This is a genomic window from Yoonia sp. 208BN28-4 (assembly GCF_037543925.1).
Lineage (GTDB): Bacteria > Pseudomonadota > Alphaproteobacteria > Rhodobacterales > Rhodobacteraceae > Yoonia.
Genome location: NZ_JBBIFY010000001.1, coordinates 909483 through 931702, shown reverse-complemented (window position 1 = coordinate 931702; position 22220 = coordinate 909483). Strand labels below are relative to the sequence as shown.

Below are 22220 nucleotides of genomic sequence, written 5' to 3'. Positions count from 1 at the left end.
ACCTTGCCCTGTCGCGGCCTCACTCCGCAAACGGAAAAGCCCCGCAGGATGCTGCGGGGCTTTTGGTTGTCTTATCGTACAGAGTTAGGCCGGATCGGGCACGCCGCCATCAGGGGCTTTGGGCTTTTTCGGCTTCGTCTTGGGGATGGAGGTCACGTTCGGCGCGTTGCCAGAGCCGGTGTTATCCTCTTCATCCTCGTCAACGTGCGGCGGTTCGCCTTTGATCACGCGGTTGATTTCAGCACCTGTCAGAGTTTCATATTCCAGCAGACCTTGTGCGAGGCGTTCGAACTCGTCGTTCTTTTCCGTCAGGATCCGATAAGCTGTCTCATAACCTTCGTCGATAATGCGCTTTACTTCACTTTCGATCAGCTCTTTCGTTGCTGCCGAAACCGAGAAACCACCCGCACCGCCGTTGGCCTGATAGCCAGCCGCCGCTTCCTGATAGTCGATGTTACCGACCTTGTCGGACATGCCGTAGCGCATGACCATCGCGCGGGCCAACTGGCTGGCCTGCATGATGTCGCCGACAGGGCCGGACGATACTTCGTCAGCGCCATATTTCAGGATTTCAGCCGCCTTGCCCGCCATTGTCATGGCGATGCGCTGTTCGGCCTCGTCCTTGAACATTTGCAGTTTGTCCATTTCAGGCAGGCTCATCACCATGCCCAAGGCACCGCCGCGCGGAATGATCGTGGCCTTATAGACCGGATCACACTTGGGCAGGTTGATGCCCACGATGGCGTGGCCCGCCTCGTGATAGGCTGTCTTTTCCTTTTGGTCCTGCGTCAACACCATCGAACGGCGTTCGGCACCCATGAGGATTTTGTCCTTTGCCTGCTCGAAATCGAGCATCGCGACGAAACGACGACCGACGCGGGCGGCTGTCAAGGCAGCTTCGTTCACAAGGTTCGCCAAATCTGCACCGGAAAAACCGGGTGTGCCGCGCGCGATGATCCGCAGATCAACGTCAGGGCCAAGCGGTGTCTTGCGGGCGTGCACGCCAAGGATTTTCTCGCGGCCTTTGATGTCGGGGTTGCCCACGGTGACCTGACGGTCAAAGCGGCCCGGACGCAGCAGCGCGGGATCAAGCACGTCTTTGCGGTTTGTGGCCGCGATGATGATCACACCCTCGTTGGCTTCAAAACCGTCCATCTCGACAAGCAACTGGTTAAGCGTCTGTTCACGCTCATCGTTACCGCCACCCATGCCAACACCACGGGCACGGCCCACGGCGTCGATCTCGTCGATAAAGACGATACATGGTGCGTTTTTCTTGGCCTGCTCGAACATATCGCGGACACGCGAAGCACCCACACCGACGAACATTTCCACGAAGTCGGAACCCGAGATGGTGAAGAACGGCACGCCAGCCTCGCCTGCGATGGCACGGGCCAGCAGGGTTTTACCAGTACCGGGAGGGCCTTCAAGCAGGGCACCTTTGGGGATTTTACCGCCAAGGCGCGAGAATTTCTGCGGGTTGCGCAGGAATTCCACGATCTCTTCCAGCTCTTCCTTGGCTTCATCAATGCCGGCCACGTCATCAAACGTCACACGGCCATGCTTTTCGGTCAGCAGCTTGGCCTTGGACTTACCAAAGCCCATCGCACCACCTTTGCCGCCGCCTTGCATGCGGTTCATGAAGTAAATCCATACACCGATCAGCAGGAGGAATGGCAGCAGTGACACAAGGAACGACTGGAACAGCGATGTTTCCTGTGACCGCGCCTCGACCGGAATGTCGGCGGCGATCAGCATATCCGTGACCTGCGCATCGGCAGGGATCACAGCGGAGTATTCGCGTCCGTCGGTGCCACGATAGCGCACGGTTTCACCGTCAAGCACGACTTGCGTGACGGCGTCATTGTCCACCGCCTCTACAAATTCGGAATAGCTCTTGGTATTGGACCCAGTCGCACCTTCGCCACCGCTGAACAGTTCAAACAGTGCCAGAACCAGCAGGAAGAGGACGACCCAAAAGACGATATTGCGTGTGTTACCCACAGGGGAACTCCTTTGAAGCAGGAAAACCGGCGTAAAACGGAAGCCGGGTGTTGATACTAAAATAGAGGCTCGCGGCCATTCTTCAATGCGAAACGAGTGAACTATGGAAATCCGCGACAATCCGCGCCGTCCAGCCCTGACTGTATCCCGCCACAGGGGCCGCAATCAGCGTGTCACCGTCGAAAATGGCGGGTGTGGTCATGAGTGTCTGGCGGGACAGCCCGCATTCACGCCAGTCGTGCACATGACGGATCGCATCGCCCAAGGCTTGCACGGTGAAAATCTTGTTGTGATCGTCTGGCGGGGTGATCTGCCAGCGATGATCCCAGAGCAGCTTGTCCCGCCCTTGCGTGCGTGCCGCGCGGATTGCGGCCAGTTCGCGGATCATGCGCAAAGTGTCACCGTCCGGTCGCAGGACAACACCAGACAGTGTGCGCTGCTCTCCGTTTTGCACCGCAGTCACAGCACGGGTCAGCGCGTCATAGCGGGGGCGGTAGGTTTGGCCCGTCATCCACATCATCGCAGCCGTCAGCACACGCGCAGGCGCATCGCCGGACGACAGATGCAGCGCATCGGGCGCGAAAATCAGATCGCCCGCTTCGCCCCGCACATGCTGGCGCGCGAAATCAGATGCTGCGGTTTGCAGGCCAGTCCGGGCACGTTGCATGTGGGCAGCAGTGGCCAGCAGACGGTCTGTCGTCAGGCCAAGCTCAGACAGGTGGACCATCATCCGGCGGGCTTTAATGCGATCAAATTGCAGATCGTCATTTGACGGGTCTTCGGCCCACGGCACGTCTGCTTCCCTTAGATATGCGCGTAAATCCTGACGGCGTTCGGCCAATAGCGGGCGCAAAAGCCCTGCGCCTGCGGGACGGGCAGCGATTCCCGCAAGACCATCCACGCCGGACCCGCGGGACAGGCGCATCAACAGGGTTTCCGCCTGATCGTCGGCCGTATGGCCGTACAGCGTGAGGGCGATGCTATGATCGGCGGCCCATTGCGCAATTAGATCGCGCCGCGCGGTGCGGGCGCTGTCTTGCAGATTGCCTTGCTGGTCCCACCCCGCCCACGATAGCACGTCATGCGGCAGACCATGGGTGGCGCAATAGCGTGCAACCAGAGCAACCTCGCCCGTCACGTCGCGCAGTTTGTGATCAACCGTCACGGCACGCAAAGACACGTTGCGTCCCTGTGCCCAATGGCGCACCAGTTCAAGCAAGGCCATGCTATCGCCGCCGCCCGATACCGCGACGCCAAGCGTCAGTGGCGGGTCCGGATCAAGATGGTCCTGAATTGTTGCGGCAAATCGGGCTTGCAGCGCGGCTGTTCCTGACATCCGCTGTTACTGGCAACCCAGATTGGCCATGGCCGTGCGGGCCTGAGACTCTGCGGGATGACCGGGGAAGCGGATACCCACTTCGGCCAATGTCACGCAGGCATCAGCCGCCTGCCCGATCTGGCCCAGTGAAAATCCGAGCTTATAGAGCGCATCCGGCGCTTTGGTGCCCTGCGGATTTCCGGCAAAGGCCTCAAGATAGGCGCGGGTTGCGTTGACAGTCTCGCCCAGCCCCTCAAGCGCCTCTCCGCGCAGCAGTGCTGCATCCTGCGCTAGCGGCGATCCGGGGTAGGTCGTGCCGAAGGTCGCAAGGAGGTCAGCGGCGCTGCGAAAGTCACCGGAGGCGAGCGCCTCCTGCGCCCGCTCAAAATCGCCTTGTTCGCCAATGGCCAAGGCAGGGCCATCCGTGGACGGTGCCGGTTCTGCCGACGGCACATCGGCACCGTTATCAACACCGCCAAGGCTTGGCGTGTCGCCCAGAAGCGCGATGTCGCAGGATGTTTCCAGTTCGCACAGGCGGAATTCCAGATCACCGATCCGGTTGGTGCCGTCCACGGTGATCCTGTTCACACGAAACTCAAGCTCTTCGGTCTTGGACGTCAGGCGCTGCAATTCGCCTTCGATGGCATTGAGCCGATCAAGCGGCGTATTGCCCTGCGTGCCAGTGGTCAGACCACCTGTTGTCGACAGTTCGGTGCGCAACCGCTGGATATCAACATAAAGCACCGACAGTTGCTGGCGGATATCGGCAAGCGTTTCATCCGATTGCGCCAAAACAGGCAAAGGGGCGGCAAGCGCCACCCCGAATACCAAAGCATGAATAAAGCGTGGCAGCATGGTTTTCCTCTAGCTGGTCGCACCGATGGAAATGATGGTCACAGCGCGGCGGTTCTGGCTATAACATGCCTCTGACGCGCAAACCTCGATCGGGCGCTCTTTGCCGTAGCTGATGACTTGTAAGCGGCCCGATGGCACGCCTTTTGACACCAGATATTCGCGCACGGCGTTGGCGCGGCGCGCGCCTAGGGCAAGGTTGTATTCACGTGTGCCCTGTTCGTCGGCGTGGCCTTCGATGATGGCGCGGTAATCCGCGTTGGTCTGCAACCACTGTGCCTGACCGTCCAGCGTGCGCTGGCCAGCGGCCGTCAGCGTGGATTGATCCACTTCGAACAAGACGCGGTCACCGATGGTCTGGCTGAAATACTGCGGGCTGTTGGGGTCATTGGCGCCTGTCAAAGGTGGCGGCGCGACAGCCACATTTGCATTCGGGTCCGTCTGCGCCCCGTCGCCTGCAAACCGGTCGGGGTTCGTGCAAGCCGCCGTGGCCGCGATCAACCCTGCGAGGGCCAGCAATTTCAGCATTTTCATCTGTCAGTTTCCTGTTCTTCTTGTGCTCTTGCGCGCGACAGTATCACAAGGTGCCGCGCGGGGGAATTCACCTATCGTTACGCCTTTTTACGGCTGAAGCGGGCCCCATGACGGATCGGATGCGCCACCCGTCACCGCGACAGGCTTCAGATTACGCCCGGAAATATCGACCGAATAAAGCGTTGATGATCCGTTTTCGCCCAATGTCTCGCGCATGAACATGATCACTCGCCCGTTGGGGGACCATGTAGGGCTTTCATCAAGCTGACTGGCCGTCAGAAGGCGTTCTTCGCTGCCGTCGGTGCGCATCACGCCGATATGGAATCGGCCCGCATTTTGCTTGGTAAAGGCCACCAGATCGCCGCGGGGCGACCAGACCGGTGTGCCGTAGCGCCCGTCGCCAAACGAAATGCGGCGCGCGTCGCCACCGCTGGCGGACATGATATAAAGTTGCTGCGTACCGGACCTGTCGCTTTCAAAAACGATCTGGCTGCCGTCAGGGCTAAAGCTGGGAGCGGTTTCGATGCTGGGTGCTTCGGTCAGGCGCGTGTGCTGACCGGTTGTCAGGTCAGTGCGCCAGATGTCGGTGTTGCCACCATTGGACAGGCTATAGATGACTTGCGTGCCATCGCGCGAAAAGCGGGGCGAAAACGCCATTTCGCCGGGTGCGGTTTCAAGCTGCCGCCGCCCGACAGAGGCCACATCAAGCACGTTAATACGGGGAAAGCCGCTTTCGTAACTGGTATAAAGCACGCGATCACCGGTGGGGCTGAACCGTGGTGCCAGCACAAGAGCGGCGCTATCGGTCAGGAACTGCACATTGGCGCCGTCATAATCCATGATCGCCAACCGCTTGAGCCGGTTATCCTTTGGGCCGGTTTCACCGACGAACACAACGCGGCTGTCAAAATAGCCGCCCTCGCCAGTGATCCGGCTATAGACCACGTCAGCGACCTTATGCGCCATGCGCCGCCAGCCGCTTGTTGTGCCGACCAGTTGCTGGCCTTCACCCAGTTCCGCGCCCGAGAACACGTCATACAGGCGGAATTTCACGACCAGCTGGTCGCCGTTCACAGTCACAGCACCCTTGATCAGGGCCTGTGCGTTGATCGCGCGCCAGTCGGCATAGGCCACGGGTTGCACAAAGCTGTCGACCGATCCGATAAATGCCGATGCGGGGATGTCGCGAAACAGTCCCGTGCCTGTCAGGTCCTGCGTCATCACCCGCGTGATATCAGCGGCCACCTGTGCGGCGGCTTCGTTTTCGGCCTCGAACAGTGGTGCTGCAAATGGCAGCGGCTCAATCACACCGTCGGTGATGGTCAGCCGCAAAGGGCCAGATTGCGCATGCACCACCGCAGGCACCATAAACAAAAGTGTCAGTATCAGTGTCAGTGCGCGTGTCATTGTCAGCTTGGCCATCATGATATTTGTGTCCCCTTTTCGGGATATTCCGGCTTTTCTACTTTGGTTTGGCTGTGCGCAAAGGGGAATTTGCGGCTGCCAGCGACTGTTTGCCGAAACCAAACGCGCAAGACCGCGCTTTTGTTCAACTCTCACGCCGCTTTTGCGCCTTCGCCCACTGCGGAATTTGGTCAGTTTCGTTCCGAGGGATTGGAGGCAGGGCCACAAATAAGTGACTTTCGACCAATCCGCAAAAAATGTCGTGCAACGATGCCGCTCCGATTGGTAGCTCTCTGGACGCGCTTGCCCGATCATCGCAGCCGCATCCCGGACGGATCAAACGTAATCACAACGTCCTTCCACTGGCCGTATTTCTCGGCAGGCAGATCATAGCCGCTTTGGGTCTGGCATCGCAGGATCGCACGGCGGGCGGCCTGAAAGGCGGTTTGCGTGGCACTGTTGTCACCATTGGATGACAGAAGACGCACATCACCGCTTACCCGCCCGTTTTGATCAAGGCTAAAGCCGACCTCGACCGTCACACGTGCTGCAACCGATCCGGGATCGACATTCCAGCAGGCATTCACAGCCACGCGAAATCCATCGCGCTCGCTGCCCGTCATCGGCGGGCCTTGGGGGACATTTGCGCTGGTCGCGGCGGTTGTGGCCGCCTCAAGCGCAGCGGCCACGGCAGGGTCTGTCGCATCATCGCTGGCGTCTGCTGTATCGGTTTCGGGTTCGGTTTCCGCAGGCGCGGGCGGGGTTGGTCTGGCCGGACGCGCCGAAGGGCGCAGAGATGTCTCGACTGCGCCTGATGGCGTGGCGTCCTCCGGCACGATGGCGGTTGCCGTGTCCTCGGGCGCTGCTTCTTCCAGCGGCGTTTCAACCTCTGGCGCATCAGGTGCCGCGTCGGGCGATGTCTGATCCTGCACCACGGCCGCGGTATCAACGTCAGGCGGTGGCGGCGCGGTTGGCACGCTTGCAATCCGGTCGGCCTGCGCCTCTTGCGGTGTGTCGGATACGGGCAGGTCCGGCTCGCCCACAGATGGCGCTTGCGGCACGGCCACGCTGTCGGTCAATTCGGCGGGTTCAGCAGGCGGTGATGGCGCGTCTGGTGGGGCCGTATCTTCGGCGGGCAGCGGCACGGCGTCCGGCGTTTCGGCAACGGGGGCCACGTCAGGCGCATCTTCTACCGCATCCGGTGGTGTATCCTCGGTTGGCACAACGGGTGCCTGTGGGTCAAAGCTTTCGGCATCAGGCGATGTGGCGGCCACCAATGCGGCATATTCCTCACCCGACACGACAGATACCTGCGTCACGTCAAACGGCAGCGGATCGGCGCTTAGCCCCCAGCCCAGCAAAAGCCAGCCGATGAAGCCTGCGTGTCCGATAGCCGAAACTGTGGTGCCCGGTGTCCACATGCGCCTAGTTTCCCAGCGCCTCGCCGGGGGCTGCGATGTCGGTCACAAGGCCGATGTTGGAAAAGCCGCCAGCGTTGAGCGCGCCCATAATCTCGGCCACCGTGTTCCAGTCATTGGCCCCGTCAGCGCGCAAAAAGATGCGGTCGCTTGTGCGTTCCGCCGCAATCGCCTGCAATTTGGCGATCAATTCATCCGGTGCAGTCGCTGTATTCTGAATCTGAACCTCGCCCGTGGCAGTGATCGTAACGGTCAGCGGTTCCTCGTCATCCGTGGGCAGTGCATTGGCGGCTGTTTTGGGAAGTTCCACCGGAACGCCCACTGTTAGTAACGGAGCCGCGACCATAAAGATAATCAGCAACACCAGCATCACGTCCACAAAGGGCGTGACGTTGATCTCGGCCATGGGCTGCGTCCGGCGCGCGCCGCGTCTGCGCCGACGTCCGCCACTATCATCGCCGGATTTCATGACACCAGCACCCATGACTAGCTATCCAACTGACGGCTTAGGATGGTCGCAAATTCGTCGGCAAACGCCTCGTAACCGGCCACGATCCGGTCACTGTCCGCCGACAGTTTGTTGTAAAAAATCACGGCAGGAATAGCCGCGAGCAGGCCAAGACCTGTCGCCAAAAGCGCCTCGGCAATGCCGGGCGCCACGACAGCAAGGTTCGTATTCTGCTGCTCAGCGATTTCGATAAAGGCGTTCATGATGCCCCAGACGGTGCCGAAAAGCCCCACAAACGGCGCGGTTGACCCCACCGTCGCCAGCACGGGCAAGCCCTTTTGCAACCGCGCAGCCTCTTTGGCGATGGCAACGTCCATGGACCGGTCGATCCGCGCCTGCGCACCCGCGATGAGCCCGCCATCCTGCCGATGCGACCTGCGCCATTCCAGCATACCGGCCGCAAAAATCTTCTGGCTTTGCCCTTTGGGCGACGTGCCGATCTGGTCGAACAATCCGTCAAGCGGCTCTCCCGACCAGAACGCGCGGTCAAAGATCGCAGCCTCGCGGCGGGCGCAACGATATTGGATGATTTTGTCGATGATCACGGCCCAGCACCATACAGATGCTGCGATCAACATGATCATCACCAATTTCACGGTCAGTGTCGCGCGGGCGAACAAGGCCCACATTGTAAATTCGTGTGCTGCTTCCATGTACCTGCTCTGGTCTGTCGGCCCGTCAGCGGGCTCTGATTGGCAGCAAGCTAGCGCATGTCAGGCGGGAAATCCAACCAAACCCGCGTGATCGCCCCGGCGTTCTAGCCCAATTTTCGGCGAAGTTCCGCTGGCAGCCGCGTGGGCTTGCCCTCTGTCGTCATACAAACGGCTGTCACAATCGCTTTGAACAACACCTGTTTGTCGCGCCGCACCTCTTGCTCGAACATCCATCGCACCGGCGATGCGGCTGTATGCGTGGTCAAGACCGTAAGCCTGTCATCCAGCCGCGCGGGCGCCAGATAATCTGCCTCCACGCGTGTTACGACAAAGACGATACCCGCATCGCGCATTACGCGCTGGTTCAGACCCAGCTCTTCCACCAGCTCTGACCGGCCCCGTTCGATATATTTGAGATAGTTGGCGTAGTAGACGATCCCCGCCATATCGGTGTCTTCATAATAGACCCGCACGGGCAACTGATGGGTCATTGCGGCAGCTCCATCCGTGCGGCAAGGCGCAAGGCGTGGCTCGGGTCTGTCGCCACAGCTGGCATGACAGGATCGTAGGCTGCCCGAATGATCGCCGCCACATCAGGGCGCAGCACGGTGTTGCCATTGACCTGCGCAAGCGGCGGCTGATCGGTAAAGGCTGCGTCCGACCACAGCAAGATCGTCTGGACCGCTTGGCTGAGCGCCAGCGCATCTGCACCAATGCTTTGCAGGTTCTCGTCCATCCGGATGAACACAAAGGCCGCTCGAATCGCGCGCGCCTCGTCAAAGCGGAAAATCCGGTACTGGTTCGCATCCGCCGCCTTGAGCCGTTCAACCAGCGGGCCAAGATCCGGCACCAGTTTGTCCAGATGCGGCACGTCGGTCATTTCGTCCCAATCGGTGCAGAAGAACACCATGAGATTAGCGCCAAGCTCGGCGTCGATCTCGTCCATCTTGTGCCCGGCCAGCGTCACAACAGCCTCAATCGCACCCTTGAAAACCGCAAGCGTGGCATCATCAACACCAAACACCACCGGCGCAATCGGGCGCCCCCAGCGGGCGCACAAATACTGCCCGTCTGATCGGGTAAAGAAGGCTGCTATTTCGTCACTTTGTATCATTTTGCCCAAAATACTCCCGCCGGAGGCGTCCGCACGTTTCAGTTAAACAAATCCGTCTGCCCTTTGGGCGGCTCCAACCCCAAGTGGGTCCACGCCAACTGCGCCAGCATCCGCCCGCGCGGCGTGCGTTGGATCAGCCCCTTTTGCAGCAGATAGGGCTCGATCACATCTTCCAGACTATCGCGGCTTTCAGACAGGGCCGCTGACATCGTTTCGATCCCCACGGGCCCGCCGCCGTAATTTTCGCCGATCAGCCGCAGATATCGCCGATCCGCGTTATCCAGTCCCAGATGATCCACACCCAGCCGGTTGAGCGCCATATCGGCAATCGCTTGGGTGACGCGCCCGTCGCCTTCGACCACCGCAAAATCCACCACCCGCCGCAATAGGCGGCCTGCGATGCGCGGGGTGCCTCTGGCGCGACGCGCGATCTCGCGTGCTCCGGCGTCATCGGCGGGCGCGCCCATAAGCCGCGCACCACGCGTGACAATCTGGTGCAACTCGTCCTCGGTATAAAACTCAAGCCTTGTCGGAATACCAAACCGGTCGCGCAGCGGCGTTGTCAAAAGCCCCATGCGGGTGGTCGCACCCACCAGCGTAAAGGGTTGCAGCTCGATCCGAACAGTCCGCGCCGCTGGCCCCTCACCGATGACGAGATCAAGCTCGAAATCTTCAAGTGCCGGATAGAGCACCTCTTCCACCGCTGGGTTCAGGCGGTGGATCTCGTCGATAAACAACACATCGCGGGCTTCCAGATTGGTCAGGATCGCCGCCAGATCACCGGCTTTGGCCAGCACCGGCCCTGATGTCATGCGAAAATTCACGCCCAGTTCCCGCGCCATAATCTGCGCAAGCGTTGTTTTGCCAAGGCCGGGTGGGCCATGAAACAGCGCGTGATCCATCGCCTCGCCGCGCATCTTGGCGCTTTCGATAAAGACCTTGAGATTTGCGCGCGCGTCCCGCTGACCGATAAATTCGTCCAGCGTCTGCGGCCGCAATGCGCGGTCGGCGTCGTCTGGCTGGCGGTCGGGCCGCAATGTCGGATCAGGTTCAGTCATCTATCTTTCCCGCGAGTCCGCCTGACAGGGCGGACGAGCAACCCCTACCCCTTTGGGGCCAAAAGCTTCAAGGCCGCGCGGATCAAACCGGACGTGTCCAGATCAGGTGCAGCACCCATCGCCTCGGCCACCGCGCTTGCCGCGTCACCGGGCGCGTAGCCCAGATTGCCCAAGGCCGATAACGCTTCGGACTGCGCCGGGTTCACCTTCGCGGGAGCCTTGCGCGGTGTGGGCGTTGTTGTCTCAATCACCTCGTCGCCGGTGGCCTGCGCCAGTGTGCCGCCCATCGCCATGACACCAGGGGCCTTATCCTTGAGTTCGATAATGACCCGCTGCGCGGTCTTTGGCCCTACGCCCTTGGCCTTCGCCACCGCGTTCCAATCGCCGAGCGCAATCGCGCGGCTGACACCATCGTCGCCCAGCGCACCAAGGATCGCCATGGATGCTTTCGCGCCGATCCCTTGCACGGACATCAGCAACCTGTGCCATTCCTTTTCGACCAATGTGGTAAAGCCGAATAGCTGCAAGTTATCCTCGCGCACCAGAAGATCGGTATAAAGCGCCACCGTCTCGCCCGCTGTTGGTAAAGATGCCATCACGCGGTCGGACACATAAACGATATAGCCCACCCCTCGCACGTCGATCAGCACATGATCCGCCGCGCGGTAGTCCAGAACGCCTACAATTTTCCCGATCATGACGCGGCCTTTGCGATTGCACGGCTCAAATGATTGGCCGATTGCATGTGGTGCGCGTGGCAGATCGCAATCGCCAGCGCATCCGCCGCATCCGGCCCCGCGATTTGCACGCCGGGCAGTTGAATTTTCACCATATGGTCGATCTGCGCCTTGGCCGCATGGCCCACGCCCACAACCGTTTTTTTCACCGCGTTAGGCGCGTATTCACCAATCTCGAGCCCTGCCTTGGCGGGCACGAGCAGCGCAATGCCGCGCGCCTGACCCAGCTTGAGCGTACCGACCGCATCTTTGTTCACAAAGGTCTGTTCCACCGCTGCCGTCTCAGGCTGGTAGCGATGCATCACGTCGGTCAACTGCTCATAAAGCGACAGCAAACGCGGGGCGAGATCGCCAGCCTGCGATTTGCAAATACCGTTTGCCACATGCGACAGCCGCGATCCGTCAACGTCGATAATGCCCCAGCCCATGTTCCGCAGGCCGGGGTCAATTCCCAATACGCGCATGATTGTCCTCTGCTCTGCCGATGTGCCGCTTGCGGGCATTTTTTCCAGCTAATAGCACAAAACGCGAACACACACCAAGCGCTTTGATTGCGGCCCTCCATACGCCTGCCCTTACGGCAGGGCAAAAAGCGCCGTGGCGAAGGCCAAAAGCGACACCCATAAACGTCTGTAAAGGTTAATACTTTGCAAGATTTCGCACAAAAATAAGGCATGTTTGAAACGCATATCACCTATGCGAAAAAACTGCCTAGTCGGGCCAGAACAGCGGCACTACATGCGCTGCATCAAGATAACGCGCTGCACTGCAGCACCCCAACTTTCAAGGAACATGGCAATGGCCGCTTTTGATACAGCACGTCCTCTCGCGGCGTCGTCCGCACCTTCTTTCGTCTCTGTCTTCGCAAATTCATTTGGCATGCTTGCGGCGTGGAACGATGCACGCATCACACGCAAATCGCTGGGCAAATTGTCGGCCCGCGAACTGGAAGACATCGGCCTGACATCCGCTGATATCGACGCAGTTGCAACTGGCACATACCGCTTCTAAGCGATCACAGGCGCGACACCACTCACGCGAAAGGCCACGCCAGAGAAAACTGGCGTGGCCTTTTCATTTGAAATCCGCGCGAGGAGGGCAGCAGATTGCGCGCGCGACAAGCGCACGCGCAGGTGTTCATTTCAGCGCAGCAATTCGCGCAGGAAATTCCCGACAATCACAGTGGCCGGATCAGCGGCCATCAGCCATCCGCCTGCCTGTTCAATCATCGCACCTTCTGACATCGCAGCGACGCGGGCGTTATAATCACGCGCGCCCAGTTCAGCGTAGATGTATCCTTTGAACAGGAATGCGACCGAGATCAAAAGCAAAAGTCCGCGCAGTGGAAAGCGCGGGTTATAGATGCGCGGCTGTGCCACGATCAGACCATCACGTTTCATTGTCAGCGCGGTCCCGTGCACCATGCGATTGTTGCGACGCACAATCCGGCGCAGGCGGGTATTAAATGGGACGTTGGCAGTATTGGCCATGTCAGCCTCTCTAAATGAAGCCCCCACTTCATGATGTTCAAAATCGCCCTGAAATGTGGCGCAATTAAGGCAAGTCCGGCCAAAGCCCATCAAAACAACTTAAAATCAGCCGGTTTTTGTCATTGTCAGCGTAGTCCACTCAACAATTTCGTCGCGATGCAGAAGACTGTATCCATTGTCGCAATAAACAGCGATCACGTCGTCGGCTTGCGTGTTCAAAATACCCGACAGAATCACATTGCCGCCATTTTTGGTGGCCTGCGCCATGGACGGAGCAAGATTGATCAGCGGGCCCTTCAGGATATTGGCAAAGACCAGATCGTATGGTCCGGCCTCTTTCAGTTCTGGCGCGTCAAAGCCTGCGGCGACCACGCAGCGCACCCGCCCGTCCAATCCGTTGGCTTTTACATTCACCTCGGCCACGTCCACGGCGACCGGATCAATATCGCTGGCCAGCACCTCTTGCGACACCACATGTGCCGCGGCCATTGCCAGCACGGCCGTGCCGCAGCCAACGTCGATGACATGACCATCATTGAACCCCGCCTGCACCAGCCGGTCAAATGCCCGCAGGCAGCCAAGCGTTGTGCCGTGGTGGCCTGTGCCAAAAGCCATTGCGGCCTCAATCAGCAACGGTGTCTTATCGGCAGGCACTTTGTCCGCGTCGTGTGATCCGTAGACAAAGAACTGGCCCGCCTCGACCGGTGCCAGCTCGCGGCGGACATGGGCCACCCAATCAAGGTCGGGGATTTCGGAGACGACAAAAGACTTCACGTCATGCACCGCCGTCAGAACCTCAAGTGCTGCGATATCGGGTTTGTCGTCAAAATATGCGCCAACCTCCCACAGGCCGGATCCGTCTTCCATTTCGAATACGCCAACGCCCGTGGGTTCCGGCACCAAGGCCTCAAGAGCGTCCGACAGGGTCAGCGCGGTTTCTTCGTTATCCATGGTGGTGAGGGCGGAATAAGATGTCATGGCGCGATCCTTGCTTGGCTGGTGTCGCGTTAGGCTGTCCAACCATCCACGTCAATGGGACGCCGCGCCTGTGCGGAGTGCCAAGCCTGCACCGCAACCTCGGCCCATTTGTCGTAAACCTCTGGTCCGGGGTGGAACCCGTCCATCGCCATATGCGCTGCTGTCAGCGGCATATCAAAAGGCATGTGGATCACGCTGGGCAGGTCGGCAAAAGCGCCCTGCCGCGACCTGTCCATCAGATCAGCCCGCCAGCCCATTAAGTTGCGTAGCGGACGTGTCATGGCCGGAAAGCGGCCAATGGGCGGAAAACCCGAGAACAGAACAATCGGATCGTCCAGCTTTTCAGCAATGAGATCGAGCAGGTCTGCTGTTTCGTTCAACCAGCGGCGTTCGGGGATCAAATGGGTCGCGTCGTTCACGCCCAGCCCGATGACCACCACGTCAACGGAGTCGACATCCGCATCGCGCAACCTTTCGACGGTGTCACGTGTGCGCGCGCCAATTTTGGCAACGGTCTGCCACTGCACAAGCCAGCCGTTGTGCACAAGCCGGCGCACAAGTTGGCCTGACAGCGCGTCCTGCTGGTGATCCACGCCGACACCGGCAGCGGATGAATCGCCCAGGATCAGCACCCTCACACGTGGCGCGTCGGTATAGCCCGTCACGCCTTTGCGCGCGCCCGGCGGCTCGGGCATGCTGGGCGTGCGGTGCAAGGTATAAATGATCTGGATTGCGAGAAGCGGCGAAAGAACAATCGCCACAAGCCACCACCCGATCCGTGGCAGGATCGGACGGTGGTAGCCCGTATGACGCGCGCTAGACACCGACCCCGATGGGGCAGGTCACGCCTGTGCCGCCGATCCCGCAATAACCGGCAGGGTTCTTTGCCAGATACTGCTGGTGATATCCTTCGGCAAAATAGAAGGCGGGCGCGTCCACGATTTCGGTTGTGATCGCGCCATAGCCAGCTTCGCTCAACCGCGGTGCAAAGGCATCACGCGCCTCAATCGCTGCTTTGCGCTGCGCGTCGGAATAAACGTAGATGCCAGAGCGGTATTGCGTGCCCATATCATTGCCCTGCCGCATCCCCTGGGTCGGGTCATGCCCTTCCCAGAATACCTGCAGTAGCTTCTCATAGCTGGTCACTTCGGGGTTATAGATCACGCGCACGACTTCATTGTGGCCGGTCTTGCCGCTGCACACCTCTTCATAGGTCGGATTGGGCGTATAGCCGCCCGCATAGCCCACCATCGTGGAATGCACGCCGTCCAGTTTCCAGAACATACGCTCAACACCCCAGAAACAACCCATGCCGAACATCGCTTCCTTCATGCCCGCAGGGACATCTGCCGATAGCGGCGTTTCCAGAACGTAGTGCGTGTTGTCTGTCGGGATCGGCTGGTCACGGCCCGGCAATGCGGCATCGGGTGTGACCATTTCGGATTTGGCACGGTTCATGAAAAACATGTGGCGGCTCCTGTCGCTTGTTACAGTCACGATATAGGCAGCGCGTCCGCGTAATCAATTATGACGCTGGGGCGGTCATGCGGGGCTGGAAGATTGTCTCGTGCCCCGGTTGCGGGTGGCGCGGGATTAGCATCGCCAGCAGGAATGACACCGACGCCATGCCAGCGGCCAGCACGAACACTGCCGCGGGCGACACCAGCCACAGATACCCCAGTGATGCAGGCAAAAACACAGCCGCGATATGGTTGATCGTAAAGGCCACAGCGGCGGTGGGTGCAATATCAGCCGGATCGGCGATTTTCTGGAAGTAGGTTTTCAGCGCCAGTGCGAGGGCAAAGAAAATGTGATCCACCACATAGAGGAACGCCGCCAGCATCACCCCCCAGCTAAAGAAATAAAGCCCACCATAGGCCAGAAACACCAGCACAAGCCCTGCGTATTCAAACAGCAGCGCGCGGCGTTCGCCGAACAGCGTCACCAATCGCCCCATGAGCGGGGCAAAGATCATATTGGCGATCAGGTTGATCATATAAAGCGCCGTGATCTCGTGAACCTTAAAGCCGAACTTTTCGACCATCATAAAGCCTGCGAACACCACAAAGATCTGACGCCGTGCGCCCGACATGAATTGCAGCGCATAATACAGCCAGTAGCGGCGGCGCAGCACCATCGTCTTGTTTTGTGGATTCGGACTTTCGAACTGCGGGTAAGCGAAGAACGCAAAGATCGCGATGGCTGCCGTGATCCCGCCGGATGTCATGTAGACGAAATTATAGCTTAGATCGAAGGTGCGCCACGTCAGCACAATCGCGATATAGGCGATGAGGGTCGCAAACGATCCCGCCGCCATCAGCCAGCCCAGCATCTGCGGCGCGCGTTTGATGTTGATCCACTGCAATTGCAGGCTTTGGTTGATGGTCTCGTAATAATGAAAGCCGATGGACGACAGCATCGTCAGCGTCAGGATACCGCCCATTGAGGGAAACTGCGCCGTCAGGGCCGTGGCTACGCCCAGCATCAACAGCGATACCAGACCCACGATCTGTTCGCGCACGAAGATAATGATTGCGATGACGCCAATCGCCAGAAATCCCGGAATTTCGCGCACGGTATGCAGCCAGCCGATGTCGGACCCGTCGAAATCCGCGACCTCGATCACGAAGTTATTCAGCAGCGCCGACCATGTGTTAAAGGCAATCGGCATCGCCACGGCCATCAGGAACAGCAGCGTGACGGGCCGCTGCCAGAACGGCAGGTGCCGTGCGTCGGATAACTTTACGATTTTCATAGCATTGCAGATACGCCCCATTCACCCGATTGGCGAGATCAATATGCCGCCCAAGCAATCAGGCTAGTTTGACCCGTATCAAAGTAACGCCGCCGCGCAGTGGCTAATATCGGGGCGTCTTACACAGAAAGGGCATCCTATGTTTAGCAACATTATCGTCGGTCTTGACGGGTCAGCACCAGCCAACAACGCGCTTCTGGCGGCCTGTGATCTGGCCAAAACGTTTGGCGCGAAACTGACACTTGTGCATGCGCCGCATCCCGAAACCGTCGCCTTCGCCATGGGGGCCGTGTCGGGCTATCACGCGGTCACCACCATGCCGCCCGAAAGCGACGTGCAAGAGGCCGCGCAAAAGGTGCTGGACGAAGGCAAGGCGCTTGCCGCACGCGCAGGCTGCGAGGTGGCTGATGAAAATGCGATTGTGCGCCGTGGCGATTCTGCTGACGAACTGCTGGCTGTCGCACAACAGATCAAAGCGGACCTGATCGTCACGGGGCGGCGTGGTCTTGGCAATATCGCAGGGCTGGTGATGGGCAGCACATCACAACGCGTGGCCCATCTTGCCCATTGCGCTGTTCTGTCGGTGCCCCACGACGCCTAATAAAAGCTTTGCGGGTCGATATCGATGGCCATGCGTAGCTCGCCCTTAAGCCGGAACTGCCCCGCCCATTGCGCCAAGGCTTGCTGGAGTGGGGCGGTTTTATCCGCCTTGACCAGCAGTCGCACACGGTGCCGCCCACGCACCCGTGCGATGGGCGCGGGTGCAGGGCCAAAGACCTGCGCCCCGATGCGGCGCAACGGTGCATCGCGGCGGGCCATTTCGGTGCCAAGGTCAAACACCTCTTGCACGTTGGGGCTGGACAGGATGATTCCCGCCATGCGCCCGTAGGGCGGCACGCCAGCGGCCTTGCGTTCGGCCGCCTCGGCGGCCCAGAACGCCTCTTCATCGCCCGCAAGGATCGCACGGATCACTGCGTGCTCGGGCTGATAGGTTTGCAAAAGCGCCTCACCCTGCTTTTCCGCCCGTCCCGCACGGCCCGCAACCTGCCGCATAAGTTGGAACGTGCGCTCTGCCGCGCGGAGGTCAGAGCCTTGCAAGCCAAGGTCGGCGTCAATGACCCCCACAAGCGTCAGCAGCGGGAAGTTATGCCCCTTTGCCACGAGTTGCGTGCCGATGATGATATCCGTCCCGCCCTGCGCGATTTCCTCGATGTGCGCTTTCATCGCGCGGGCTGAACCATAAAGATCAGACGACAGCACAGCGACCCGCGCTTCGGGGAAAAGCGCAGTGACTTCCTCGCCCATACGTTCAACACCCGGCCCGACTGCGCTGAGGCGATCCTCGGCCTCGCAATGGGGGCATACTGTCGGCATCGGCTTCGTCTCGCCGCATTGGTGGCACATCAGACGCTTGAGGAACCGGTGCTCCACCATCCGCGCATCGCAGTTATCGCACCCGATCTGGTGCCCGCACGCACGGCACAGCGTAATGGGCGCATAGCCTCGGCGGTTGAGGAAGATCAGCGATTGCTCGCCCTTCTCCAACCGCTGCTGGATCGCGCGTTTCAGCGTCGGGGACACCCATTTGCCCCCCGGCAGATCCTCGGATCGCATATCAATGGCAGCCATCTTGGGCATCACGGCCTCACCAAAGCGGGAGGTCAGTTCCAACCGCTGATACTTGCCCGCCTCGACATTGGCCCAGCTTTCAAGGCTTGGCGTCGCAGAGGCCAGCACCACCTGCGCCCCATTGATTGCAGCGCGCAGCACGGCCATATCGCGGGCGTTGTATAGCACGCCGTCTTCTTGCTTGTAGGAGGTGTCATGCTCCTCATCCACGACGATCAGGCCAAGGTTCTGGTAGGGCAGAAAGAGCGCCGAGCGTGCGCCCACGACCAGTTGCGCGTCCCCCTGCCCGACCATGCGCCAGCAGCGGCGGCGTTCGGTGACCGTAACGCCAGAGTGCCATTCCGCGGGCTTCATGCCAAACCGCGCCTCGACGCGATTGATAAATTCGCCCGACAGCGCAATCTCTGGCAGCAACACCAGCGCCTGACGGCCCATGCGCAGGCACTCTGCCACCGCCTCAAGATACACCTCTGTCTTGCCCGATCCGGTCACGCCTTTCAGCAGTGTTGTGCCATATCCCTCTGACCGCAGCGCCGTGCGCAAGGCCTCGGCTCCCGCCGCCTGATCCGCGCTCAGCTCTTTTCCGCCATAGTCAGGGTCCAGCGCCGGATAGGGCGTGTCGCGCGGCGCGTCTTCCTCGCGCACGCAGCCCATTTTGGCCAATCCCTTCACAACAGATGTGCCAACCCCCGCCATGTCCGCCAGTTCCTTGCAGGTAAATGACAGCCCGCCGTAGTCGCGCAGCACCTCAAGCACCTTGGTGCGGGCGGCGGTCACGCGGTCGGGTTCTTTGGTGCCAAGGCGATAGACCTTGCGCATCGCCTGACTGTCGCCCAGCCCCGGCGCGCGGGTGCCAAGGCGCAACATCGCGGCAAGCGGCGTTAGCGTATAGTCGGCAGCACGGGATAGAAACGTGCGCATCTCGTCGCGCATGGGTGCGACATCCAGCACGCGCATCACGCGGCGCACTTTGGCATAGTCGAAATCGCCCGATCCCGCGCCCCAGACCACGCCGATTACTTTGCGTGGCCCTAGCGGCACTTCGACAAAGGCCCCAAGATGGCATCCACCTTCGGGTGCTTTGTAATCCAGAAAGCGGTCAATCGGCTGCGTGGTCAACACCGCAACCAGATCGCCCTCATGGAAAAACTCTGCTGTCATCTTATCGGCTTTCCGCTTTGCCCCAATTCAGGTAAACGCTGCATCAGCAAACGCCAACCCATGCACGGAGAGACGCCATGAAGTTTTTTGTAGATACAGCCGAGATTGACGCCATCAAGGAACTGCACGCCCTTGGCATGGTCGACGGTGTGACAACAAACCCGTCGCTGATTGCCAAGTCGGGCCGCGACATTCTGGAAGTCACCAAAGAGATCTGCGACATCGTTGACGGGCCGGTGTCCGCCGAAGTGGTGGCGCTTGATGCCGAAACCATGCTGGCCGAGGGCCGCAAGCTGGCCAAGATCGCCGACAACATCGCCGTGAAGGTGCCGCTGACATGGGCTGGCCTGCAAACCTGCAAGGCGCTTTCTGACGAAGGCACGATGGTCAACGTCACGCTGTGCTTCTCTGCCAACCAGGCGCTGCTGGCTGCCAAAGCCGGTGCGACCTTCATCAGCCCCTTCATCGGACGTCTGGACGACATCAACCTTGATGGTCTGGAACTGATCGAGGACATCCGCACGATCTATGACAACTACGGCTTCGAGACGAATATTCTGGCCGCGTCGATCCGTTCCGCCAACCACATGTCCGAATGTGCCAAGATCGGCGCTGACGTCTGCACCGCACCGCCAAATGTGATCAAGGCGATGGCAAACCACGTGCTGACAGACAAGGGTCTGGACGGCTTCATGGCCGACGTCAAAAAGGCCGGCATCAAAATCTTGTAGGCCCACGCCACAATCCAACAACATGAACCTTTGGCTGTAAGATATCACAGTCAAAGGTTTTTTTGTGCCCCGTTCAAAATTTCAATGCAGCAATTTGCGCCTGCCTCTGCTAAACAATCGGCAAAACAAAACGCTTGAGCAGGCAAAATCAGATATGACAAACACTCCCATGATGGAAAATCATGTGCGCGATCAGATTATCGCGGACCCCGAAAGCCTTTTGGAAGATCAGGACATCATGCGCGCCCTTGTGGCCGCAAATGAGCAGTCCATGGGCTCCAACATTGTCGATCTGCGCGGCATCGCAATGGAACGGCTTGAGGCGCGATTGGACCGGCTGGAAGATACCCACCGCTCTGTCATCGCGGCCGCCTACGAAAACCTCGCTGGCACCAATCAGGTCCACCGCGCCGTGCTGCGGATGATGGATGCCACGCAGTTTGAAAACTTCTTGAGCGATCTGACGGGCGATGTAGCTGATACTCTGCGCGTTGACGTGATGCGTCTTGTGCTTGAATCCGAGGCTGCCGATGATCCAGCCGTTGGCCAGATGGGCGAGGTGCTCATGGTGGCCCCAGTAGGCTTTGCCGATGACTACATCACCCGTGGGCGCAACATGGCTTCGCGTCAGGTCACGCTGCGCCAGACCCGCCCCGAAGACGGTGCGATCTATGGCGAAAAATCCGACTTCATCCGCTCAGAGGCCTGTCTGAAGCTGGACTTCGGCGCTGGCCGCCTGCCCGGCATGCTGGTCATGGGGTCGGAAGACCCGCACCAATTCACGCCACAACAGGGCACCGACCTGCTGACGTTCTTTGCAGGCGTCTTTGAGCGCGCAATGCGGCGATGGCTGACCGCATGATTGCCCCCGCTCTGACCAACGCCCTTGCGGCGTGGTTGGATCATCAGGGCGCGTTGAATAACGCCGCCGAAAACACGCTAAAGGCGTATCAGGCCGATGTGCTGGGGTTTGTCGCGTTCATGTCAGACCACCATGGCGGGCAGCAGGGGTTGGCCCCGCTGTCACGCATCACGGTCAGCGACATGCGCGCATGGATGGCACACGAACGCGGGCGGGGCGTGGGCGCACGCACGCTCGCGAGGCAACTGTCGGCAGTGAAAAGCTTTTACCGCTGGCTGTCGGACCGTGAAGGGTTCGAACCCACTGCCGTCCTGTCGACCCGCAGCCCCAAGTTCCAGAAAAAACTCCCCCGCCCACTAGCCCAAGACGCGGCCAGCGCGATGATCGACACGGTGGAATTGCAATCGTCCGATCCGTGGATCGCTGCGCGTGATGCCGCCGTGATGACGCTGCTGTACGGCTGCGGTCTGCGGATCTCCGAGGCGCTGGGCCTGACGGGTGCTGATGTCCCTCTCCCGCAAACGCTGGTGATCAAAGGTAAAGGTGGCAAAGAGCGTATCGTCCCCGTCATCGACGCCGCCCGCGAAGCGGTTGCCAGCTATCTGCGCTTGTCACCGCATCCGGTTGAACCTGATGCACCGCTGTTTCGCGGCGCGCGTGGCGGGAAGCTGAACCCACGGATCGTGCAAAAGGTCATGGAGCGGGCGCGCATGCAGTTGGGTCTGCCCGCAAGTGCGACCCCGCATGCCATGCGTCATTCCTTTGCCACGCACCTGCTGACAGCCGGCGGCGATCTGCGCGCCATTCAGGAATTGCTTGGCCACGCAAGCCTTTCGACCACCCAAGCCTATACGGCTGTGGACACCGCGCATCTGATAGAAGTCTACCAACGCGCCCACCCCAAAAACTGAGACGCGGCATGGCGTATCATTTTGCCTCAAATACTCCCGCCGGAGGCTCCTTCCCGTCGCTGCACGCCCTGCAAACACCGCATTGCCCAACGGCATAAATCGG

At 60.0% G+C, this 22220-nt stretch carries 24 protein-coding genes; 5 read left to right on the top strand and 19 right to left on the bottom strand.

Annotation, left to right across the window (positions count from 1 at the left end):
* Positions 1-84: 84 nt before the first annotated feature.
* The 13 genes from ftsH to ruvC form a co-directional block, all read right to left on the bottom strand.
* The gene (gene ftsH, locus V8J84_RS04605) at positions 85-2004 is read right to left on the bottom strand and encodes an ATP-dependent zinc metalloprotease FtsH (protein ID WP_339928481.1); all 1920 of its coding nucleotides are present in this window, start codon (positions 2002-2004) and stop codon (positions 85-87) included.
* Between the two features lie 82 nt (positions 2005-2086).
* Positions 2087-3340, bottom strand: a complete 1254-nt coding sequence (gene tilS / locus V8J84_RS04600) for a tRNA lysidine(34) synthetase TilS (protein WP_339928480.1) — start codon at positions 3338-3340, stop codon at positions 2087-2089.
* A gap of 6 nt (positions 3341-3346) precedes the next feature.
* Positions 3347-4177: a tol-pal system protein YbgF gene (ybgF, locus tag V8J84_RS04595; protein ID WP_339928479.1), complete on the bottom strand. Its 831-nt coding sequence runs from the start codon at positions 4175-4177 to the stop codon at positions 3347-3349.
* A 9-nt stretch (positions 4178-4186) separates the two neighbouring features.
* Entirely contained in the window at positions 4187-4708 is a 522-nt protein-coding gene (gene pal, locus V8J84_RS04590; protein WP_339928478.1) for a peptidoglycan-associated lipoprotein Pal, read from the bottom strand.
* Between the two features lie 87 nt (positions 4709-4795).
* On the bottom strand, positions 4796-6115 hold the full coding sequence (gene tolB / locus V8J84_RS04585) for a Tol-Pal system beta propeller repeat protein TolB (protein WP_339929081.1): 1320 nt from the start codon (positions 6113-6115) through the stop codon (positions 4796-4798).
* A gap of 308 nt (positions 6116-6423) precedes the next feature.
* Positions 6424-7533, bottom strand: a complete 1110-nt coding sequence (locus V8J84_RS04580; RefSeq protein WP_339928477.1) for an energy transducer TonB — start codon at positions 7531-7533, stop codon at positions 6424-6426.
* Between the two features lie 4 nt (positions 7534-7537).
* A complete protein-coding gene (locus V8J84_RS04575; protein WP_339928476.1) occupies positions 7538-8014 on the bottom strand; it encodes an ExbD/TolR family protein in 477 nt (158 codons plus the stop codon).
* 2 nt (positions 8015-8016) lie between these two features.
* Entirely contained in the window at positions 8017-8691 is a 675-nt protein-coding gene (tolQ, locus tag V8J84_RS04570) for a protein TolQ (protein WP_339928475.1), read from the bottom strand.
* Positions 8692-8795: 104 nt separating this feature from the next.
* On the bottom strand, positions 8796-9182 hold the full coding sequence (ybgC, locus tag V8J84_RS04565) for a tol-pal system-associated acyl-CoA thioesterase (RefSeq protein ID WP_339928474.1): 387 nt from the start codon (positions 9180-9182) through the stop codon (positions 8796-8798).
* Positions 9179-9805, bottom strand: a complete 627-nt coding sequence (locus V8J84_RS04560) for a hypothetical protein (RefSeq protein ID WP_339928473.1) — start codon at positions 9803-9805, stop codon at positions 9179-9181. Before V8J84_RS04560 ends, ybgC begins: the two co-directional genes overlap by 4 nt.
* A gap of 38 nt (positions 9806-9843) precedes the next feature.
* On the bottom strand, positions 9844-10863 hold the full coding sequence (gene ruvB, locus V8J84_RS04555) for a Holliday junction branch migration DNA helicase RuvB (protein WP_339928472.1): 1020 nt from the start codon (positions 10861-10863) through the stop codon (positions 9844-9846).
* A 44-nt stretch (positions 10864-10907) separates the two neighbouring features.
* A complete protein-coding gene (gene ruvA, locus V8J84_RS04550) occupies positions 10908-11561 on the bottom strand; it encodes a Holliday junction branch migration protein RuvA (RefSeq protein WP_339928471.1) in 654 nt (217 codons plus the stop codon).
* Positions 11558-12064: a crossover junction endodeoxyribonuclease RuvC gene (gene ruvC, locus V8J84_RS04545; protein WP_339928470.1), complete on the bottom strand. Its 507-nt coding sequence runs from the start codon at positions 12062-12064 to the stop codon at positions 11558-11560. Before ruvC ends, ruvA begins: the two co-directional genes overlap by 4 nt.
* Positions 12065-12398: 334 nt before the next feature.
* On the opposite strand from ruvC, the gene V8J84_RS04540 reads away from it, so the two are divergent.
* Positions 12399-12611 (top strand): DUF1127 domain-containing protein, encoded by a 213-nt coding sequence (locus V8J84_RS04540; protein ID WP_339928469.1) that lies wholly within the window; start codon positions 12399-12401, stop codon positions 12609-12611.
* 131 nt (positions 12612-12742) lie between these two features.
* Here V8J84_RS04540 and V8J84_RS04535 read toward each other — a convergent pair whose 3' ends face one another.
* From V8J84_RS04535 to V8J84_RS04515, 5 genes are all read right to left on the bottom strand, one after another.
* Positions 12743-13090, bottom strand: a complete 348-nt coding sequence (locus V8J84_RS04535; protein ID WP_339928468.1) for a hypothetical protein — start codon at positions 13088-13090, stop codon at positions 12743-12745.
* A 105-nt stretch (positions 13091-13195) separates the two neighbouring features.
* Positions 13196-14068 carry a 50S ribosomal protein L11 methyltransferase gene (locus V8J84_RS04530; RefSeq protein WP_339928467.1) on the bottom strand — a complete coding sequence of 291 codons (873 nt, stop codon included), beginning with the start codon at positions 14066-14068 and terminating at the stop codon, positions 13196-13198.
* A 29-nt stretch (positions 14069-14097) separates the two neighbouring features.
* Positions 14098-14892 carry an SGNH/GDSL hydrolase family protein gene (locus tag V8J84_RS04525; RefSeq protein WP_339928465.1) on the bottom strand — a complete coding sequence of 265 codons (795 nt, stop codon included), beginning with the start codon at positions 14890-14892 and terminating at the stop codon, positions 14098-14100.
* Positions 14885-15535 carry a peptide-methionine (S)-S-oxide reductase MsrA gene (msrA, locus tag V8J84_RS04520; protein WP_339928464.1) on the bottom strand — a complete coding sequence of 217 codons (651 nt, stop codon included), beginning with the start codon at positions 15533-15535 and terminating at the stop codon, positions 14885-14887. Before msrA ends, V8J84_RS04525 begins: the two co-directional genes overlap by 8 nt.
* Before the next feature lie 58 nt (positions 15536-15593).
* On the bottom strand, positions 15594-16823 hold the full coding sequence (locus V8J84_RS04515; RefSeq protein ID WP_339928463.1) for an MFS transporter: 1230 nt from the start codon (positions 16821-16823) through the stop codon (positions 15594-15596).
* A 139-nt stretch (positions 16824-16962) separates the two neighbouring features.
* Here V8J84_RS04515 and V8J84_RS04510 point away from each other — a divergent pair, with 139 nt between their 5' ends.
* Positions 16963-17424 carry a universal stress protein gene (locus V8J84_RS04510; RefSeq protein WP_339928462.1) on the top strand — a complete coding sequence of 154 codons (462 nt, stop codon included), beginning with the start codon at positions 16963-16965 and terminating at the stop codon, positions 17422-17424.
* On the opposite strand, the gene V8J84_RS04505 is transcribed toward V8J84_RS04510, so the two are convergent.
* Positions 17421-19613 (bottom strand): primosomal protein N', encoded by a 2193-nt coding sequence (locus V8J84_RS04505; protein WP_339928461.1) that lies wholly within the window; start codon positions 19611-19613, stop codon positions 17421-17423. The genes V8J84_RS04510 and V8J84_RS04505 overlap by 4 nt on opposite strands.
* 77 nt (positions 19614-19690) lie before the next feature.
* Here V8J84_RS04505 and fsa point away from each other — a divergent pair, with 77 nt between their 5' ends.
* The 3 genes from fsa (at position 19691) to V8J84_RS04490 (ending at position 22117) form a co-directional block, all read left to right on the top strand.
* Positions 19691-20344: a fructose-6-phosphate aldolase gene (gene fsa, locus V8J84_RS04500; protein ID WP_339928460.1), complete on the top strand. Its 654-nt coding sequence runs from the start codon at positions 19691-19693 to the stop codon at positions 20342-20344.
* Positions 20345-20498: 154 nt separating this feature from the next.
* Positions 20499-21206: a DUF484 family protein gene (locus V8J84_RS04495; protein ID WP_339928459.1), complete on the top strand. Its 708-nt coding sequence runs from the start codon at positions 20499-20501 to the stop codon at positions 21204-21206.
* On the top strand, positions 21203-22117 hold the full coding sequence (locus V8J84_RS04490; RefSeq protein WP_339929079.1) for a tyrosine recombinase XerC: 915 nt from the start codon (positions 21203-21205) through the stop codon (positions 22115-22117). Before V8J84_RS04495 ends, V8J84_RS04490 begins: the two co-directional genes overlap by 4 nt.
* The last annotated feature ends 103 nt before the right edge of the window (positions 22118-22220 follow it).

Coding starts and splice junctions, on each gene's coding strand:
- tilS (WP_339928480.1), bottom strand. CDS start 3,340: ATGTCAGGAACAGCCGCGCTGCAAGCCCGATTTGCCGCAACAATTCAG.
- ybgF (WP_339928479.1), bottom strand. CDS start 4,177: ATGCTGCCACGCTTTATTCATGCTTTGGTATTCGGGGTGGCGCTTGCC.
- pal (WP_339928478.1), bottom strand. CDS start 4,708: ATGAAAATGCTGAAATTGCTGGCCCTCGCAGGGTTGATCGCGGCCACG.
- tolB (WP_339929081.1), bottom strand. CDS start 6,115: ATGACACGCGCACTGACACTGATACTGACACTTTTGTTTATGGTGCCT.
- V8J84_RS04580 (WP_339928477.1), bottom strand. CDS start 7,533: ATGTGGACACCGGGCACCACAGTTTCGGCTATCGGACACGCAGGCTTC.
- V8J84_RS04575 (WP_339928476.1), bottom strand. CDS start 8,014: ATGGGTGCTGGTGTCATGAAATCCGGCGATGATAGTGGCGGACGTCGG.
- tolQ (WP_339928475.1), bottom strand. CDS start 8,691: ATGGAAGCAGCACACGAATTTACAATGTGGGCCTTGTTCGCCCGCGCG.
- ybgC (WP_339928474.1), bottom strand. CDS start 9,182: ATGACCCATCAGTTGCCCGTGCGGGTCTATTATGAAGACACCGATATG.
- V8J84_RS04560 (WP_339928473.1), bottom strand. CDS start 9,805: ATGATACAAAGTGACGAAATAGCAGCCTTCTTTACCCGATCAGACGGG.
- ruvB (WP_339928472.1), bottom strand. CDS start 10,863: ATGACTGAACCTGATCCGACATTGCGGCCCGACCGCCAGCCAGACGAC.
- ruvA (WP_339928471.1), bottom strand. CDS start 11,561: ATGATCGGGAAAATTGTAGGCGTTCTGGACTACCGCGCGGCGGATCAT.
- ruvC (WP_339928470.1), bottom strand. CDS start 12,064: ATGCGCGTATTGGGAATTGACCCCGGCCTGCGGAACATGGGCTGGGGC.
- V8J84_RS04540 (WP_339928469.1), top strand. CDS start 12,399: ATGGCCGCTTTTGATACAGCACGTCCTCTCGCGGCGTCGTCCGCACCT.
- V8J84_RS04535 (WP_339928468.1), bottom strand. CDS start 13,090: ATGGCCAATACTGCCAACGTCCCATTTAATACCCGCCTGCGCCGGATT.
- V8J84_RS04530 (WP_339928467.1), bottom strand. CDS start 14,068: ATGACATCTTATTCCGCCCTCACCACCATGGATAACGAAGAAACCGCG.
- msrA (WP_339928464.1), bottom strand. CDS start 15,535: ATGTTTTTCATGAACCGTGCCAAATCCGAAATGGTCACACCCGATGCC.
- V8J84_RS04515 (WP_339928463.1), bottom strand. CDS start 16,823: ATGAAAATCGTAAAGTTATCCGACGCACGGCACCTGCCGTTCTGGCAG.
- V8J84_RS04510 (WP_339928462.1), top strand. CDS start 16,963: ATGTTTAGCAACATTATCGTCGGTCTTGACGGGTCAGCACCAGCCAAC.
- V8J84_RS04505 (WP_339928461.1), bottom strand. CDS start 19,613: ATGACAGCAGAGTTTTTCCATGAGGGCGATCTGGTTGCGGTGTTGACC.
- fsa (WP_339928460.1), top strand. CDS start 19,691: ATGAAGTTTTTTGTAGATACAGCCGAGATTGACGCCATCAAGGAACTG.
- V8J84_RS04495 (WP_339928459.1), top strand. CDS start 20,499: ATGACAAACACTCCCATGATGGAAAATCATGTGCGCGATCAGATTATC.
- V8J84_RS04490 (WP_339929079.1), top strand. CDS start 21,203: ATGATTGCCCCCGCTCTGACCAACGCCCTTGCGGCGTGGTTGGATCAT.